This is a genomic window from Kushneria indalinina DSM 14324, from assembly GCF_003385845.1.
Classification (GTDB): domain Bacteria; phylum Pseudomonadota; class Gammaproteobacteria; order Pseudomonadales; family Halomonadaceae; genus Kushneria; species Kushneria indalinina.
Genome location: NZ_QRDJ01000008.1, coordinates 689,884 through 705,319, shown reverse-complemented (window position 1 = coordinate 705,319; position 15,436 = coordinate 689,884). Strand labels below are relative to the sequence as shown.

Annotated in this window: 14 protein-coding genes and 6 tRNA genes; 8 read left to right on the top strand and 12 right to left on the bottom strand. The window is 60.0% G+C overall.

Annotated elements, in window-relative coordinates; genetic code table 11:
- The first annotated feature begins 226 nt into the window (after positions 1-226).
- Complete coding sequence (gene acuI, locus C8D72_RS14185) at positions 227-1,213, top strand: acrylyl-CoA reductase (NADPH) (RefSeq protein WP_115855058.1); 987 nt, start codon at positions 227-229, stop codon at positions 1,211-1,213.
- 81 nt (positions 1,214-1,294) lie between these two features.
- Here acuI and C8D72_RS14180 read toward each other — a convergent pair whose 3' ends face one another.
- The 11 genes from C8D72_RS14180 to C8D72_RS14130 form a co-directional block, all read right to left on the bottom strand.
- On the bottom strand, positions 1,295-1,591 hold the full coding sequence (locus C8D72_RS14180; protein WP_115855057.1) for a hypothetical protein: 297 nt from the start codon (positions 1,589-1,591) through the stop codon (positions 1,295-1,297).
- Positions 1,592-1,900: 309 nt separating this feature from the next.
- Positions 1,901-1,988: transfer RNA gene (locus C8D72_RS14175), tRNA-Ser, on the bottom strand.
- An 82-nt stretch (positions 1,989-2,070) separates the two neighbouring features.
- Entirely contained in the window at positions 2,071-2,631 is a 561-nt protein-coding gene (locus C8D72_RS14170) for a nitroreductase family protein (protein ID WP_115855056.1), read from the bottom strand.
- 14 nt (positions 2,632-2,645) lie between these two features.
- Entirely contained in the window at positions 2,646-3,470 is an 825-nt protein-coding gene (queF, locus tag C8D72_RS14165; RefSeq protein ID WP_115855055.1) for an NADPH-dependent 7-cyano-7-deazaguanine reductase QueF, read from the bottom strand.
- Between the two features lie 2 nt (positions 3,471-3,472).
- On the bottom strand, positions 3,473-4,246 hold the full coding sequence (locus C8D72_RS14160) for an ABC transporter permease (protein WP_115855054.1): 774 nt from the start codon (positions 4,244-4,246) through the stop codon (positions 3,473-3,475).
- A complete protein-coding gene (locus tag C8D72_RS14155; protein ID WP_115855149.1) occupies positions 4,246-5,199 on the bottom strand; it encodes an ABC transporter ATP-binding protein in 954 nt (317 codons plus the stop codon). Before C8D72_RS14155 ends, C8D72_RS14160 begins: the two co-directional genes overlap by 1 nt.
- 320 nt (positions 5,200-5,519) lie before the next feature.
- A tRNA-Glu gene (locus tag C8D72_RS14150) sits at positions 5,520-5,595 on the bottom strand.
- Between the two features lie 169 nt (positions 5,596-5,764).
- A tRNA-Gly gene (locus C8D72_RS14145) sits at positions 5,765-5,839 on the bottom strand.
- A 13-nt stretch (positions 5,840-5,852) separates the two neighbouring features.
- A tRNA-Glu gene (locus C8D72_RS14140) sits at positions 5,853-5,928 on the bottom strand.
- A gap of 91 nt (positions 5,929-6,019) precedes the next feature.
- Positions 6,020-6,094: transfer RNA gene (locus C8D72_RS14135), tRNA-Gly, on the bottom strand.
- A 23-nt stretch (positions 6,095-6,117) separates the two neighbouring features.
- Positions 6,118-6,193 (bottom strand) — tRNA-Glu (locus C8D72_RS14130).
- A gap of 319 nt (positions 6,194-6,512) precedes the next feature.
- Here C8D72_RS14130 and C8D72_RS14125 point away from each other — a divergent pair.
- The 7 genes from C8D72_RS14125 to C8D72_RS14095 all read left to right on the top strand — a co-directional run bounded on the left by C8D72_RS14125 (position 6,513) and on the right by C8D72_RS14095 (position 14,099).
- A complete protein-coding gene (locus tag C8D72_RS14125; RefSeq protein WP_115855148.1) occupies positions 6,513-8,135 on the top strand; it encodes a gamma-glutamyltransferase family protein in 1,623 nt (540 codons plus the stop codon).
- Between the two features lie 161 nt (positions 8,136-8,296).
- Positions 8,297-8,695, top strand: a complete 399-nt coding sequence (msrB, locus tag C8D72_RS14120) for a peptide-methionine (R)-S-oxide reductase MsrB (protein WP_115855053.1) — start codon at positions 8,297-8,299, stop codon at positions 8,693-8,695.
- A 120-nt stretch (positions 8,696-8,815) separates the two neighbouring features.
- The gene (ylqF, locus tag C8D72_RS14115) at positions 8,816-9,736 is read left to right on the top strand and encodes a ribosome biogenesis GTPase YlqF (RefSeq protein WP_115855052.1); all 921 of its coding nucleotides are present in this window, start codon (positions 8,816-8,818) and stop codon (positions 9,734-9,736) included.
- 169 nt (positions 9,737-9,905) lie between these two features.
- Positions 9,906-11,126 carry a pyridoxal phosphate-dependent aminotransferase gene (locus C8D72_RS14110; protein WP_115855051.1) on the top strand — a complete coding sequence of 407 codons (1,221 nt, stop codon included), beginning with the start codon at positions 9,906-9,908 and terminating at the stop codon, positions 11,124-11,126.
- A gap of 133 nt (positions 11,127-11,259) precedes the next feature.
- On the top strand, positions 11,260-12,162 hold the full coding sequence (gene htpX / locus C8D72_RS14105; protein WP_115855050.1) for a protease HtpX: 903 nt from the start codon (positions 11,260-11,262) through the stop codon (positions 12,160-12,162).
- A 213-nt stretch (positions 12,163-12,375) separates the two neighbouring features.
- Positions 12,376-12,942, top strand: coding sequence for a TetR/AcrR family transcriptional regulator (locus tag C8D72_RS14100; RefSeq protein ID WP_115855049.1), 567 nt, complete (start codon positions 12,376-12,378; stop codon positions 12,940-12,942).
- Positions 12,939-14,099: an MFS transporter gene (locus C8D72_RS14095; protein WP_115855048.1), complete on the top strand. Its 1,161-nt coding sequence runs from the start codon at positions 12,939-12,941 to the stop codon at positions 14,097-14,099. Before C8D72_RS14100 ends, C8D72_RS14095 begins: the two co-directional genes overlap by 4 nt.
- 88 nt (positions 14,100-14,187) lie before the next feature.
- Here C8D72_RS14095 and pdxB read toward each other — a convergent pair whose 3' ends face one another.
- On the bottom strand, positions 14,188-15,339 hold the full coding sequence (gene pdxB, locus C8D72_RS14090; protein WP_115855047.1) for a 4-phosphoerythronate dehydrogenase PdxB: 1,152 nt from the start codon (positions 15,337-15,339) through the stop codon (positions 14,188-14,190).
- Between the last annotated feature and the right edge of the window lie 97 nt (positions 15,340-15,436).

Below are 15,436 nucleotides of genomic sequence, written 5' to 3'. Positions count from 1 at the left end.
AGGCATCGTTCAACTCATGAGGTCTGGCATCGATGGTCGCGATCTGATGGCATGCCATGGTCAGGCCATCGGATGAAGTGACGTTCGGCGCGCGATGATACGCTCCAGGGGTTACCCGGAAACGAGCACGTTTCTCGATGTCCATGTTTCGGCCATTCAGATCAAAACGTCCGTGCCGGTTCGTGTCCCTGATGAAGGGTTCGTGTCCCTGATAAAGGAGAGTGCCATGTTTCGTGCCATTTTGATCCGCCAGGCAGAAGATCAATCCACTGATGCAGCGGTAACCGAACTGTCCCCTGAGGCGCTTCCCGAAGGTGATGTGCAGGTGCATATCGACTGGAGCACGCTCAACTACAAGGATGCGCTTGCCATCACAGGCAAGGGAGCGATCGTTCGCCATTTTCCGATGGTACCGGGCATCGACCTTGCCGGCGTGGTAGAACACAGCGACAGCGCAGACTGGTCACCCGGCGATCGCGTGCTGGTCAATGGCTGGGGCATTGGCGAAAGTCACTGGGGCGGGCTGGCGCAAAAGGCGCGACTGCCATCGAAGTGGTTGACGCGCCTTCCCGAAAGCCTGAACGCAAGAGAAGCCATGTCGATCGGCACAGCGGGATATACGGCCATGCTGAGCCTTATGGCGCTCGAGCATCATGGGCTGACGCCTGATGGCGGTGATGTTCTTGTCACGGGCGCCAGCGGCGGCGTGGGCACGTTTGCCGTCATGTTGCTGGCAAGGCGGGGCTATCGCGTGATTGCCGCCACCGGCCGCACCGAAGAACAGGATTATCTCAAAACGCTGGGCGCCTCGGACATCATTCACCGTGATGAACTGACCTCTCAGGGCCGACCTCTGGGCAAGGCGCGCTGGGCAGGCGTCATTGACTCCGTAGGCAGCCATACGCTGGCCAATGCCTGTGCCCATACTTGTGAAGACGGACTGGTCGCGGCCTGCGGTCTGGCTCAGGGTATGGACTTTCCGGCCACCGTGGCGCCATTCATCCTGAGGGGAGTGACGCTTCTGGGCATCAACAGTGTGACAAGGCCACAGGCGCAGCGTCAGAAAGCCTGGTCAAGACTTGCCAACGAGATCGACACCGGCGCGCTTGATACCACAACCGGGGAGATCGGCCTTTTGGAGACCATCAGCGCCGCTGACGATCTTCTGGCCGGCAGGGTCCGCGGTCGCCTGGTGGTCAACGTCAACGGCTGAGCCCTGCTCCCTGCGACGGCGCGAAGCCAAATAAAAAAGGCGCTCGGCAAGTGACCGAGCGCCCTGAAACTTCAGAAAATATTATTCCCTTATCAGCTTGCCCCAGTCCTCATCGGTTTCTTCAACCACGATATTGACCAGACACTGATGAAGATCCGGTTCATCATCACTTACCAGATATTTGAAGAGACGACTCTTCACTTTGCCGGTGAGGCCCTCACCCTCTCCCCCAACATAACTGATTTGCACATAATCGCCTACGGCAGGAAGGGTCGGTGGTTTCGCCGTCTGCTCATCGGTGATATTAACGGCATCCCCTGTCTCCACGGGCTGCTCGGCACCCCTGGGAAGATACTGGTAATTGAAGTAGTAGCGCATGGTCTCTCCTGCGTTGGTGTCTGCGTCAAGCATGGACCGGAAATGCTCTGCAAGAAAGCTGGCTTTCGTGCGTCATTAACTTCGTGTCACAGCACTGATCTTCCTGCCTCATCACATTTCTCGCTCATATGAGAAAGAAACGAAAAAGGGGAAGCAGGCACTGGCCTGCTTCCCCTTCAATATTGCGCGGCGCTGTGAGAGGGATTGGCAGCTCACCGCACATGAATGCTGTCGGCGCCCTCTTCCTGCATCGAACCATTTTTCAGACATGAAAAAGCCGGCTACGGGAGCCGGCTGATTCTTAACTCGTGGCGGAGGGGGAGGGATTCGAACCCTCGAAGCCTTGCGACTTACACACTTTCCAGGCGTGCTCCTTCGACCACTCGGACACCCCTCCGCATTGTTATCCGCGCAGGATTACCTGCGAGAACGGCGCACATCCTGCCATGATGGGTTGGTGATTGCAAGCACGGATAATGTTAACCCTCGATTCGCTCGACAAAATCAGCGGGTTCAAGCGGCTTCAGATCACGATCACCACGAGCGCAATGGCCCAGATAGAGAAAGCCCACGAGTTCATGGTCCTGACCAAGATCCATCGACTGGCGCACATGCCGATGATGGGCAAGGCCCCCCGTTCGCCACATGGCGCCGAGACCCTGTGCGTGCGCGGCATAGAGCATCGCATGCGCTGCACAACCGGCCGAAATGACCTGTTCAACGCGCGGCACCTTGTGATTGGCCTTTACGGCCGCGATGACGGCAATCACGACAGGCGCACGAAGGGGTTTGCTGCGCGCCTTCTCAAGCGTTTTGTCGCTAACGTCAGGGTTATCCTCAAGCTCGGCGCGAGCGAATATCTCTCCCAGCGTCTCTCGCCCTCGCCCGCGGTATTCGATAAAACGCCACGGACGCAGCTCGCCGTGATCCGGCGCCCTCAGCGCGGCGCGATAGAGCATTTCCATCTGCTCGGCCGTCGGATCAGGTCCTTCCAGACTGGCGTGAGACTGACGATCCAGCAGCAGTGCCATGGCATCCATAACCGTCTCCTGACTCACTGACGCATCAGACGCAGTGTCTTGATCGGTGTCTCGCCGGGCAATGACCGCCAGGGGCTGATATCAAGCCCGCCCCGGCGCACATAGCGCGCCATGACCAGCAGCTGATCCGGCTCGGCCTCACGCAGAATGTCCATGAACATGCGCTCCACGCAGTGCTCATGAAACTCCTGATGCTCACGAAAGGAGATGATATAGGCCAGCAGCGCATGATGATCGAGTGCCGGACCTCGATAGCGGATCAGCACGCTGCCCCAGTCGGGCTGGCCGGTGACCGGACAGTTGGACTTGAGCAGGTGCGAGTGCACGGTCTCTTCGACGATCTCGTTGTCGGTGATGATCAGCTCGGGGTCGGGCTGATAGGTATCGACCTCGACCTCGAGATCATCCAGGCAGAGCCCGGGCAGCCGCCCAGGGGCCAGTGCCATGTCATCTACCCCAAACAGCGTGACCTCTACTTCGGCATCCACCACCCGCGACAGGTCCTGCCTGAGCACCCGGCGCACCTCAACGGAAGAGGCAAACCGGGTCTGGTTGAAGCTGTTGAGATAGAGCTTCCAGGACTTGGATTCGATCAGCCAGGTCGAGTCGGCAGGCACCCGAAAACGTGCAATGGCCACTACGGGCTTGCCGGTGGGCGTCAGCCAGGAGAGCTCAAAGGCCTGCCACTCATCCTCGCCCTCAAAGGGCAGATCGTCCTCGTCAAGATCCAGCGACGCCCGATTGGCACTGCGCGCGATGGGATACAGCAGTGACGGGTCGTACTCGGTGATGTAGGCACTGGTGTGTCCCAGTGGCGCATCCTTCAGGTCGTCGCTCATGATCAGCTACGCAGCCCCTTGCCACGGCGCAGCAGCCATATGGCCGCGGAGAAGAAAATCACGATAAACACCGCGATGGCTCCGACAGCTGCGCCAACATTGATATCGGAAACGCCAAGAATACCGTATCGGAACGTGTTGACCATATACAGGATCGGATTGATCAAGGAAACGTTCTGCCAGAATTCGGGCAGCGTGTGGATCGAGTAGAATACGCCGCCCAGATAGGTCAGCGGTGTGAGCACGAAAATGGGCACGATCGAGATGTCGTCAAACTTCTTGCCCAGCAGCGCATTGATAAAGCCACCGATGGAAAAAAGCACTGCGGTCATGATCACGACCAGGATGGTCAGAATCGGGTGCTGAATCTGCAGATCGGTAAAAAAGAGCGAGACGGCGGTCACGATAATGCCCACGGCCAGGCCGCGCGCGGCCCCGCCGATCACGAAGCCCGACAGCACCAGCCAGTTGGGCATCGGCGAGATGATCATCTCTTCGACGCTGCGCTGAAACTTGCTGCCAAAAAACGAGGACGCCACGTTGGAGTAGCTGTTGGTGATGACCGACATCATGATCAGACCGGGCACGATATAGTCCATGTAATCCACGCCATCCATCTGACCGATACGTGAACCGATCAGATTGCCGAAGATGATGAAATACATCGTCATCGTGATGGAAGGCGGCAGCAGCGTCTGGGGCCAGATACGCATGAAGCGGCGAATCTCGCTGCGCACGATGGTCCATAGCGCCACCAGCTTTTGTCGAGCGTTCATCAGCGAATGCCCCCCTGCTGACCTTGTGTTCCATTACTGCCTTCCACCATGCGCACAAAAAGCTCCTCGAGCCGATTGGCACGATTACGCATCGATACGACTTCGATATTTTGCTCGCTCAACCGGGCAAAGGCGTCGTTGATTCGCTGCCCCTTGTCGACCGACAGTGTCAGCTGGCTGTCATCAAGGCGTTCAACATCGAAGCCCTCGATGACCGGACACTGCGCCACCGGCGAGGCCAGATCCAGCACGAAGGTCTCGCGGCTAAGCTGGCCCAGAAGCTCTCGCATGCTGGTGTTATGCACGATTTCGCCATGATTGATGATGGCGATATTGCGACACAGACTTTCCGCCTCTTCCAGATAGTGCGTGGTCAGGATAATGGTGGTGCCCTCCTGCTCATTGATGCGCTTCATGTACTCCCACATGCTGCGGCGCAGCTCAATATCCACGCCCGCGGTGGGCTCATCGAGAATCAGCAGTTTCGGTCGATGAATCAGGGCACGCGCAATCATCAGGCGTCGCTTCATGCCGCCTGAAAGCATTCGCGCTGCGTCGTGACGCTTGTCCCAAAGACCGAGATCCTCCAGCAGCTGGTGGGCGCGCTCCTCGGCCTGACGACGCGGGATGCCGTAGTATCCCGCCTGGGTCAGCACGATATCTTCAACCTTTTCAAACTGGTTGAAGTTGAACTCCTGGGGCACGACGCCGAGATAATAACGCGCTCGAGCAAAATCCCGATCGACATCAATGCCGTAAATCGAGACCTCGCCTGCCGTCTTGCGCACCAGCGAGCTGACCACACCAAGCGTTGTGGACTTGCCGGCCCCATTGGGCCCAAGCAGCGCGAAGAAATCACCCTGGGGCACTTCCAGATCGATGCCCTTGAGGGCGTGAAAACTATTGTCGTAAACCTTGGTCAGGCCTCTTATGGAGAGGGCAGCATGCACAATCAAGACTCCATGACGATCGAAAATATCGCCGCAAATGCACGCACCAGAAGGTGAGATACCTCAGCCTGTGAAGACAGGACAGAAAAAGGCGGCGATAGAGAAACACCCGGAAAGGGGCGTTGAAATGAAAGCATCCTTCGTCTCAACGTCATCAATCGACGCTGACAGGGATGCGTATTGCCAGGCAGCAATGATAGCCGAACACAGGATAGTCAGCACTGTTCAGCCACAAAAAAGCAGACGTCAGGCCCCTGTCCTGCACAACCCTAAAGGATCGATACAGCAAGGCGACATACAGGGAGAAATTCAAAGCCTGGAAGTGGCGTCCCGTAGGGGGTTCGAACCCCTGTTACCGCCGTGAAAGGGCGGTGTCCTGGACCACTAGACGAACGGGACGTATCAATGCAGACAGGAAAACCGAGGGGATCGGTGTATCGAACCACAACACGGTATGTCTGAGAGTATTGCTGAAACTGGAGCGGGAAAGGAGATCGACCGGGCTGGCGTTCCATTGGACCGGCACACCGGCTCACGACCCATGCTGCCTGATTTGCACTACCAGAATTGGAGCGGGAAAGGAGATTCGAACTCCCGACCCTCGCCTTGGCAAGGCGATGCTCTACCACTGAGCTATTCCCGCATACAACAAGAAGTGGCGTCCCGTAGGGGGTTCGAACCCCTGTTACCGCCGTGAAAGGGCGGTGTCCTGGACCACTAGACGAACGGGACGCATTTGGCGCGAAAAAAAGATCGATCGGAATGACGTTCTATTGAACCGGCACACCGGCTTACGACCCTGCTGCTTTACGCTACCAAAAAATGGAGCGGGAAAGGAGATTCGAACTCCCGACCCTCGCCTTGGCAAGGCGATGCTCTACCACTGAGCTATTCCCGCACCGGTCATCGATGAAAGCGAAGTGGCGTCCCGTAGGGGGTTCGAACCCCTGTTACCGCCGTGAAAGGGCGGTGTCCTGGACCACTAGACGAACGGGACGTGCCTGCCTCGTCTCAACGAGTGGCGCGCATATTACCCACGCAGCCCAGAGGTGTCAAGCATGTAACAACACATCAAAATCAATTTTTTCGACTTGCCCTCGGCATGACGGGAGATTGACCGCTAGAGCATGACACTGCCCTACCAGACTGATATCTGGCGCGTTTTTTGCATCCAGTGAGATTCACTCACGAAACACAGGTGCCTGATGTCCTTTACGCGTCGCAGATTCCTAAGCGCTACAGCCGCATCTACCACAGCAGGCCTGACCATGGGGTTTCCCCGAATGAGCAATGCCCAGGCCCCGGACGAACAACAGATGCCGGCTACCACCGACTTCCAGCCTGATGCGGCCTTCAATACCCAGCGAAGCTACGGGGGCGGCAGCTGTGTCGCACCGCACCATCTGGCAGCCAATGCCGGGCGCGACGTGCTCAAACAAGGTGGCAACGCTATCGAGGCCATGGTAGCGGCGGCGTCTGCCATCGCGGTGGCCTACCCGCACATGAACGCACTCGGCGGCGACGGCTTCTGGCTGATCAATGAACCCGGCAAGACGCCCGTGGCCATCGATGCCTGCGGCAACGCGGCCGGGCTTGCCAGTACCGACTTTTACGCCGGTGACTCAAGCATTCCGGAACGCGGGCCCAAAGCCGCGCTGACCATGGCCGGCACCATCAGCGGCTGGCAAAAAGCGCTCGATATTGGTGCAGACTGGGGAACCCCCCTGCCATTAAGCACCATCATGGGGGATGCCATTCGTTACGCCGAACAGGGCATCGCCGTGTCCAGGAGTCAGGAAGCGCTGGCCCGCAAGCATTTCGAGCGTCTGTCACAGAGCCCCGGCTTCAACGAGGCCTTTTTAATCGACGGCGATATCCCTCGCGAAGGTCAGCGCCTGCGTCAGCCGCGCCTGGCCGCCACGTTGCGACGCCTCGCCGATGCCGGGCTCGATGATTTTTATCGCGGCGAGCTGGCCCACAGCATGGCAAAAGACCTTGAATCGCTTGGCAGCCCGCTTCGCCTGCAGGACTTTCACGACTACCAGGCACAGGTGGTCACCCCGCTGGAAGTCGAGCTCAACAATGCCACGCTCTACAACCTGCCTGCACCGACCCAGGGCATGGCCTCGCTGATGATTCTGGGCCTCTACGAGCGTCTCAACATCGACAGCGGTGAAGGTTTCGCCCATCTGCACGGCCTGGTCGAGGCCACCAAGCGCGCCTTTTTGCTGCGGGATCAATACATCACCGATCCCACCAGCATGACAATGGATCTCCAGAGCCTTCTGAGCAGTGAACGCCTAGATCGCGAAGCGGCCATGATCGATCCGCAAAAGGCCCTGGCCTGGCCACACACGCCCGAACCCGGGGACACTATCTGGATGGGTACGGTCGACAGCGAAGGCCGCTCGGTCAGCTTTATCCAGAGCCTTTACTGGGAGTTCGGCAGCGGCGTGGTGCTGCCCGAAAGCGGCGTGTTGTGGCAAAACCGGGGCGTCAGTTTCTCGCTGGACCCGGATGACCTGCGGGCTTTGGCCCCCGGGCGCAAACCGTTTCATACCCTTAACCCGGCACTGGCACGCTTCAAGGACGGGCGCACCATGGTCTATGGCACCATGGGGGGTGAAGGCCAGCCGCAGACCCAGGCGGCCATTTTTTCGCGCTATGCCATGCACGGCATGCCCCTGCAACAGGCGATTGCAGCACCGCGCTGGCTTCTGGGGCGCACCTGGGGCGAAAACAGTACCAACCTGAAGCTGGAGTCACGCGTCTACACACCTCTGGTCAACGAGCTCAGACAGGCCGGTCATGACGTAGAGGTCCTGCCCGAGACCTTTACCGATACCATGGGGCATGCCGGTGCCATCGTGCACCACCCTGACGGTCTGCTGGAAAGTGCTCACGACCCGCGAAGCGATGGCGGCGCCGCCAGCGTATAGGCTGCCCCCTGTCGCTCAGGACCGCGATGGGTGACGCAGCCTGATTCATGTCACTGCACGGGCAGGCACACACCGTTCTATCCTGTTAGGATGCCGGCCTGTCCGGGCAGCCGTCTGGCTGGCATGACTGACGTGCATGAACAGGGACCGAGGAGGATTTCATGGACAAGGTACACAAAAGCGACAGCGAATGGCGCGAGGCGCTCACCGACGAGCAGTATCGCGTAACCCGTCAGGCGGGCACCGAGCGCCCCTATACCGGCGACTATCAGGTCGAGCCCGTCCAGGGCATCTATCACTGCGTCTGCTGCAATGCGCCGCTGTTTGAAAATGAGCACAAGTTCGAGTCGCACTGCGGCTGGCCAAGCTTTGATCGGCCGCTGGCTGATGCCGCGCTGGAAGAGCATACCGATGACACCATGGGCATGCGCCGCATCGAGGTCACCTGCCGGCGCTGTGATGCGCACCTGGGCCACGTCTTCCCTGACGGCCCGCGTGACACGACCGGGCTGCGCTACTGCATCAACTCGGTGGCCATGACGTTCCATCAGGGCGAATAGCCTTCCACCACCGCTACCCCGCCCGGCGCTTCGGCATCGATGCCTGCCAGGGTACACTGCGCGGCCGCCATTGCGGGCGCGCAGTGTGCCCGCCCAACCGTAAAGCAACAGGAGAGACCTATGCTGGGCTGGTTCCCGGGGCATATGAACAAGGCCAGACGCCAGATCAGCGAAGCCCTGCCCGAAATTGATGTGGTTATCGAGGTGCTGGATGCACGCCTGCCCTACTCCAGCGCCAACCCCATGCTGGGGGATCTGATTCGCCACAAACCGTCACTGAAGCTGCTGTCACGCGCCGACCTGGCCGACCCTGACAGAACAAGGGAATGGATCGAGCACTTTGACGCCCAGCCCGATGTACGCGCCATGGCGGTGGTCACCACCGACACGCGAGCGCTCAAGCCGCTCTACAAGCTCTGCCATGAACTCGCCGGTCATGTTCGTGAAGATCGCGACGTGCGCGTGATGGTGATGGGCATCCCCAACGTGGGCAAATCCACGCTGATCAATACGCTTGCCGGCAAGAAAATTGCCAAGGTGGGTAACGAGCCTGCCGTCACCAAGCGTCAGCAGAAGATCCGCATCGGTCAGGGCATTGCCCTGACCGACACCCCCGGCGTGCTCTGGCCGCGCATCGAGGATCAAAACAGTGCCTACCGGCTGGCCGCCAGTGGCGCCATCCGTGATACCGCACTCGAATATGTCGATGTGGCCTCGGTATCCGCCCTGGCGCTGGCCGAGCATTACCCCGACGCCCTCAAATCGCGCTACAAGCTGGAGACTCTCGGCGATACCGGCGAGTCCATCGTGCGCGAGATTGCCATGCGCCGCGGCGGCCTGCGTGCCGGCGGTGAGGTCGACATGCATCGCGGTGCCGAGGTGTTGCTGATGGATCTGCGCGGCGGCAAGCTCGGGCGCATCACGCTTGAAACCCCGCAGGACATCGCCGATGAAGCGGCGCTCGAGGCCATGCGCGCCGAACGCGAGCGCTTCAATCGCGGCGAAACCTTTCTCGACGATGACACCCCTTCCGAGCCGTAATATCAGCACCGTGATACAGCGATGGCATCACGGGCAGACAGCGCGGTATGCTGGAATGACAGGCACTCTTTTCAGGCCTGTCATTTTTCATGGTTATGGCAGAGATGCCGGACGCCGCCCTGCCGGCCGATGGCTGCCCCCTTTCATTTCAGCGGACCCCTTGAGCAGCATGACCACGCCGATCAAAAAATCCCACAAGCTAGACCACGTTTCCTATGACATTCGCGGTCCGGTACTTGAGCACGCCAAACGGCTCGAGGATGAGGGGCATCGCATCCTGAAGCTCAATATCGGTAACCCCGCACCCTTTGGCTTCGAAGCCCCCGAAGAGATCCTGCAGGATGTCATGCGCAACCTGCCCACCGCGCAGGGCTATTGTGACTCCAAGGGGCTTTATTCGGCCCGCAAGGCGATCATGCAGGAGTGCCAGCGCAACCGCGTGGAAGGCGTAGGCATCGAGGATATCTATGTCGGCAACGGCGTTTCCGAGCTGATCGTCATGGCCATGCAGGCCCTGCTCGATGACAGCGATGAAGTACTGGTGCCCGCACCCGACTATCCGCTCTGGACGGCGGCCACCAATCTCGCCGGCGGTCAGGCCGTTCACTATCTCTGCGACGAGAATCAGGGTTGGCAGCCGGATATCGAGGATATTCGACAAAAGATCACGGCCCGCACCAAAGCGATCGTGCTGATCAACCCCAATAACCCAACCGGCGCCGTTTACTCAAGACAGGTGATCGAAAACGTGCTTCAGGTGGCGCGTGAGCACGGTCTGATCGTGTTTTCTGATGAGATCTACGACAAGATTCTTTACGACGGTGCCTTCCATACCCCGACAGCGTCGCTGGCCAGCGATCTCCTGATCATCACCATGAACGGGCTCTCCAAGAGCTATCGCTGTGCCGGCTTTCGCTCCGGCTGGATGATCGTTTCCGGCGAAAAGCGCCATGCCCGGGATTACATCCAGGGTCTGGACATGCTCGCCTCCATGCGCCTGTGTGCCAATGTGCCGGCACAGCACGCCATTCAGACAGCCCTTGGCGGCTATCAGTCGATCAACGACCTGGTGCTGCCCGGTGGCCGCCTGCTTGCCCAGCGCGATGCTGCCTGGGAGAAGCTCAACGAGATTCCCGGCGTCAGCTGCGTTAAGCCGCATGGTGCGCTTTACATGTTCCCGCGGCTCGACCCGGCCATGTATGACATCAGAGACGACCAGCAGCTGGTGCTCGATCTGCTGCTCGAAGAAAAAATGTTATTGGTACAGGGCACGGCGTTCAACTGGCCCACCCCCGATCATCTTCGCATCGTGACGCTGCCCTGGGCCGATCAGCTTGAAGACGCCATCGACCGGCTGGGACGGTTTCTGGCCCGCCGCCGTCAGGCGTGATCACCTAAACGATGCTTAAGGCGTGATTGAAACTCCCGGCGACAGAACTTATCTAAGGGCTGTCGCTGGAGACCCCTGCGGTCCCGATGGACGGGCCACCGTTTGATGTATTACCCAATGGAGACCACCGGTCATGATGAGGATTGTCCTCTTTCTTGCCACCAACCTGGCAGTAGTGCTGGTGGCAAGCATTACGCTGCGCCTTCTGGGTGTAGAGAGTTACCTTGCCGGCAGCGGACTCAACCTGACCTCGCTGCTGATATTCTGCTTTGTGTTCGGCATGGCCGGCTCGCTGGTGTCGCTGTTGCTGTCCAAGAAGATGGCGAAGATGAGCACGAAGGCGCAGATCATCGACCGCCCGAGCAATGCCAACGAACAGTGGCTTTATGACACCGTGGCCGAGCTGTCCCGCGATGCCGGCATCAAGATGCCCGAAGTGGGCGTCTTCCCGGCACAGCAGGCCAATGCCTTTGCCACCGGCTGGAACAAGAACGACGCGCTGGTGTGCGTCTCGGCCGGACTGCTCAATCAGATGCGTCCCGAAGAGGTGCGTGCCGTTCTGGGCCACGAGATCGGCCACGTGGCCAACGGCGATATGGTCACCCTGTCCTTGATCCAGGGTGTCTTGAACACCTTCGTGATGTTCTTCGCCCGCGTCGCCGCTCAGCTGATCGACAGCTTCCTGCGCCGCGACGATGAAGGCGGCGGCCTGGGGTTCATGGGCTATTTTGCCGTGGTCATGGTGCTGGAGATCGTGTTCGGTCTGGCGGCCTCCGTGATCGTTGCCTGGTTCTCGCGCTACCGTGAATATCGCGCCGATGAAGCCGGCGCAAGGCTTGCCGGCAGCGGCGCCATGATCAATGCCCTGGCACGTCTCAAGGCGCAGCAGAACATGCCCGATCAGATGCCGGATTCACTGACCGCCTTTGCCATCACTACCGGTCAGACCCGCAAGATCATGGAAAAGCTCTTTGCCAGCCACCCGCCGCTGGATGATCGCATCGCTGCGTTGAAAAAGGCGGCCTACCAGCAGTAACCGGAAGGTCATACGCTGCAGCTGACATAAAAAGGCCCGCCCTCTGGCGGGCCTTTTTTATGGTCGTTTCATGACGCTTTCGTTGTCCCGTTCGTCGTATCACCACACATTCATGGGGCATTGGATCTCTTTGGTCGATACCCATGGATAACGCTTTGACAGAGGCTGTGCCTCGAATTTATATAGACCGGTCTATATAAGGCGACGCCGCCCATGCCTGCTTCCAAACGTGATCATTTACTGACTACAGCCGAACAGCTTTTTCATGAGCAGGGATTTCACGCCACCGGGATTGATCGCATCGTGTCAGCGGCCGGCGTGGTCCGCATGACACTCTACAATCACTTCAGCTCCAAGGAAGCGTTGATCCTTGCGGTGCTGGAAGCACGCCACAAGCGTTTCATGGACAGCCTCGACATGGCTGTGGCCAAAGCCCCTGCCGGCCAGGCAACACGCCACCTGGCCGAAGCGCATGGCTATTGGCTGGAAGCCTACAGTCAGCATGGCTGCATCATGCTCAAGGCCATGGGGGAATTCGCCGAGCACAGCGCGGCCATTCATGCACTCGCCACCGGCGCCAAAAATGATTTTTTACAGCGCATCGAGGCAACGGTAGTCCGTGATGGACTGGGACACTGTCCGGGGCTTGCAAGACGACTGCTCACGGTGCTTGAAGGTAGTAACACCACAGTGGCACTTCTGGGCGTGGCAACGGCCCTTGCCGACACACGGGAGATGATTGACCTTGTGCTCGATTCGGCAATGAGGGATGGGGCATGAGGCCCTTGACCTCGGTCAGCATGGCCATTCTCGGCAGCGGCATCATCGCCATTACGTATGGTCTGGCGCGCTTCGTGTTCGGGCTTTTTCTGCCGTCCATACGCGATGAGATGACCATTTTGCCCACCATGGCGGGGGTGATCGGCGCCCTGCCGTTTCTGAGCTTTGTCATCGCCATCGTGGCCGCGCCTGGCATCACACGATTTCTGGGGGTGAGACGAACCGCAGTAGCTGCGACAATTCTGGCCACGGCCGGGCTGGTCATGATTGCGCTGGCGCCTTCGTCATCGGTGTTGGCAGCAGGCGTGCTGACCTGTGGCATCAGTACCGGGCTCTCCTCACCGGTCATGGCCGAAGCCGTCTATCGCATCGTCCCTGCCAGCCTGAGAGGCCGTGTCAATGCCATTACCAATGCAGGCACCAGCGTGGGCATTGCCTTTGCCATGCCGGCCGTCTTGATCTGGGCCGAAGCCTGGCGCAGCGCCTATATCGGCTTTGCCGCGCTGGCAGCCCTTGGCGCTCTGGGGGCGCTGTACTACCTGCCGGGAGAGGTGCGCGACGTCGACCTGCCACAGCGACGGGCAGTGCTGTCATCCGTGGCCAAAAAGCAGTGGTGGAGTATTGCGCGCCTGAGTGGGCTGGCGGCCCTGATGGGCATTGCCAGCGCAGCCTACTGGGTATTTGCACCTGACGCTGTCATGACCGGCGGTGGCATGGCGTCCAGTCAGGCAGCATGGATGTGGCTTGCCGTTGGGCTGGGTGGGCTGGCCGGCGGCAGCGCCGGCGACCTCATCGCCCGCTTTGGGGCAGTCGTGACGCATGCGGCCGGACTTGTCGTCATTGCCGTGGCGCTTGGTCTGCTGGCACTGGACCCGAGCAATTTCCCTCGGGCCCTGCTGTCAGCGGCCCTGTTCGGTGCCGGCTACATGACCCTGACCGGCTTCTATCTGGTCAGGGGCACACAGATCATGCTGGACACCCCTTCCCTTGGCCCCATTCCGCCGCTGCTGGCCACCTCGATCGGTCAGGTCGTTGGCTCACCACTGGCCGGCTGGCTTGTGGGGTCTCAAGGCTACACGACCACCTTCACGATGTTTGCGGCCTTGAGCCTTGGCGTCAGTGCTCTGGGCATCTGGCTGCTGCATCGATACAAATAGTGTCTGCCGACCCGGGCGACGCCTCGATGGCATTGTCCGGGCGTTCCGGCCGATACGGGGCGCATGCAAGACGGTACTGAACAGGGCGTTACTTTCGCGGCGCGCGTATGGCAAAGCCGGCGCTTTCCAGCACCTCCCGGACCGCGCCGGCACTGTGCTTGAGCTCCACGCGCAGGGTCGAAAACTCGCGGCGCGACGGGTATTCACGACGCATCAGATCAAAGCCCCTGGCCATGCCGTACTGGCGTCGATAGCGCTCGAACAACAGCGCGTCGCGGCGCACGTCATAGCAGGTACGCGCACACAGCAGCAGCGCTTCCTGCGGTGGCGCGCGCCGGGAGATGGCAATGCGGCGCAGCCAGTTTTCAGGCTTGAGCTGCCCCAGTCGCTTGCGCACCGGTAGACCGAAATGACGGCTCATGGCCTGATAAAGCATCTCGGTCCCCCGCAGCTTGCCATCCAGGCTGTAGCCGGCAATGTGAGGCGTGGCGATAACGGCCTTGCGATACAGCGCCTCATCGATATCCGGCTCCTGCTCCCAGACATCAATCACCACGCGCAGATCGGGGTCGCGCTCAAGGCGCGCCTTCAGTGCCTGACCATCCACACAGTCCCCCCGCCCGGCGCTGAGCAGGATCTGTTCGGTGCGCAGCGCCTCGATCTGCTGCTCGCCGATAAGGTGGTGGGTGGGATGCTCGCCGTCACGGATCAGCGGCGTATGCACGGACACCACATCGGCCTGCTCGATCAGCGTCTCAAGGCTAACGAAGCCGTCACTGCCCTCCTGCTCGGCCCGCGGCGGGTCACAGATCAGGCAGCGAATGCCCAGCGCGCGAAGGCGCTCAACCAGGCGTGCGCCCACGTTGCCGGCGCCCACGACACCGACCACGCGATCGGTGAGGGCCACGCCGTCCTGCTCGCCGAGCAGCAATAGTGTCGAGATCACATAATCGCCCACCGAATCGGCATTGCAGCCCGGCGCACTGGCAAAGCCGATACCCTGCTCCGCCAGCCAGTCCTGGTCCACGTGATCCCGCCCGATGGTCGCCGTGCCCACGAATTTCACGCGAGAGCCTTCGAGCAGCTCGGCATTGACGCGGGTGACCGAACGCACCAGCAGGATGTCAGCGTCACGCACCTGCTCTCGGGTCATCTCGCGTCCGGGCAGCCGTATCAGCTCGCCGTGATCCGCGAAAAAGGCCTCGGCCAGCGGAATGTTCTCATCTGCCACAATACGCATGATTCAATCGATACCTGGACTGCCGTGAATGAAGGGCACACCGGCCTGCGCACGGCGGCCGGTGTGCTCTGCTTTGTCGAAACGCCCGCGACCGTTA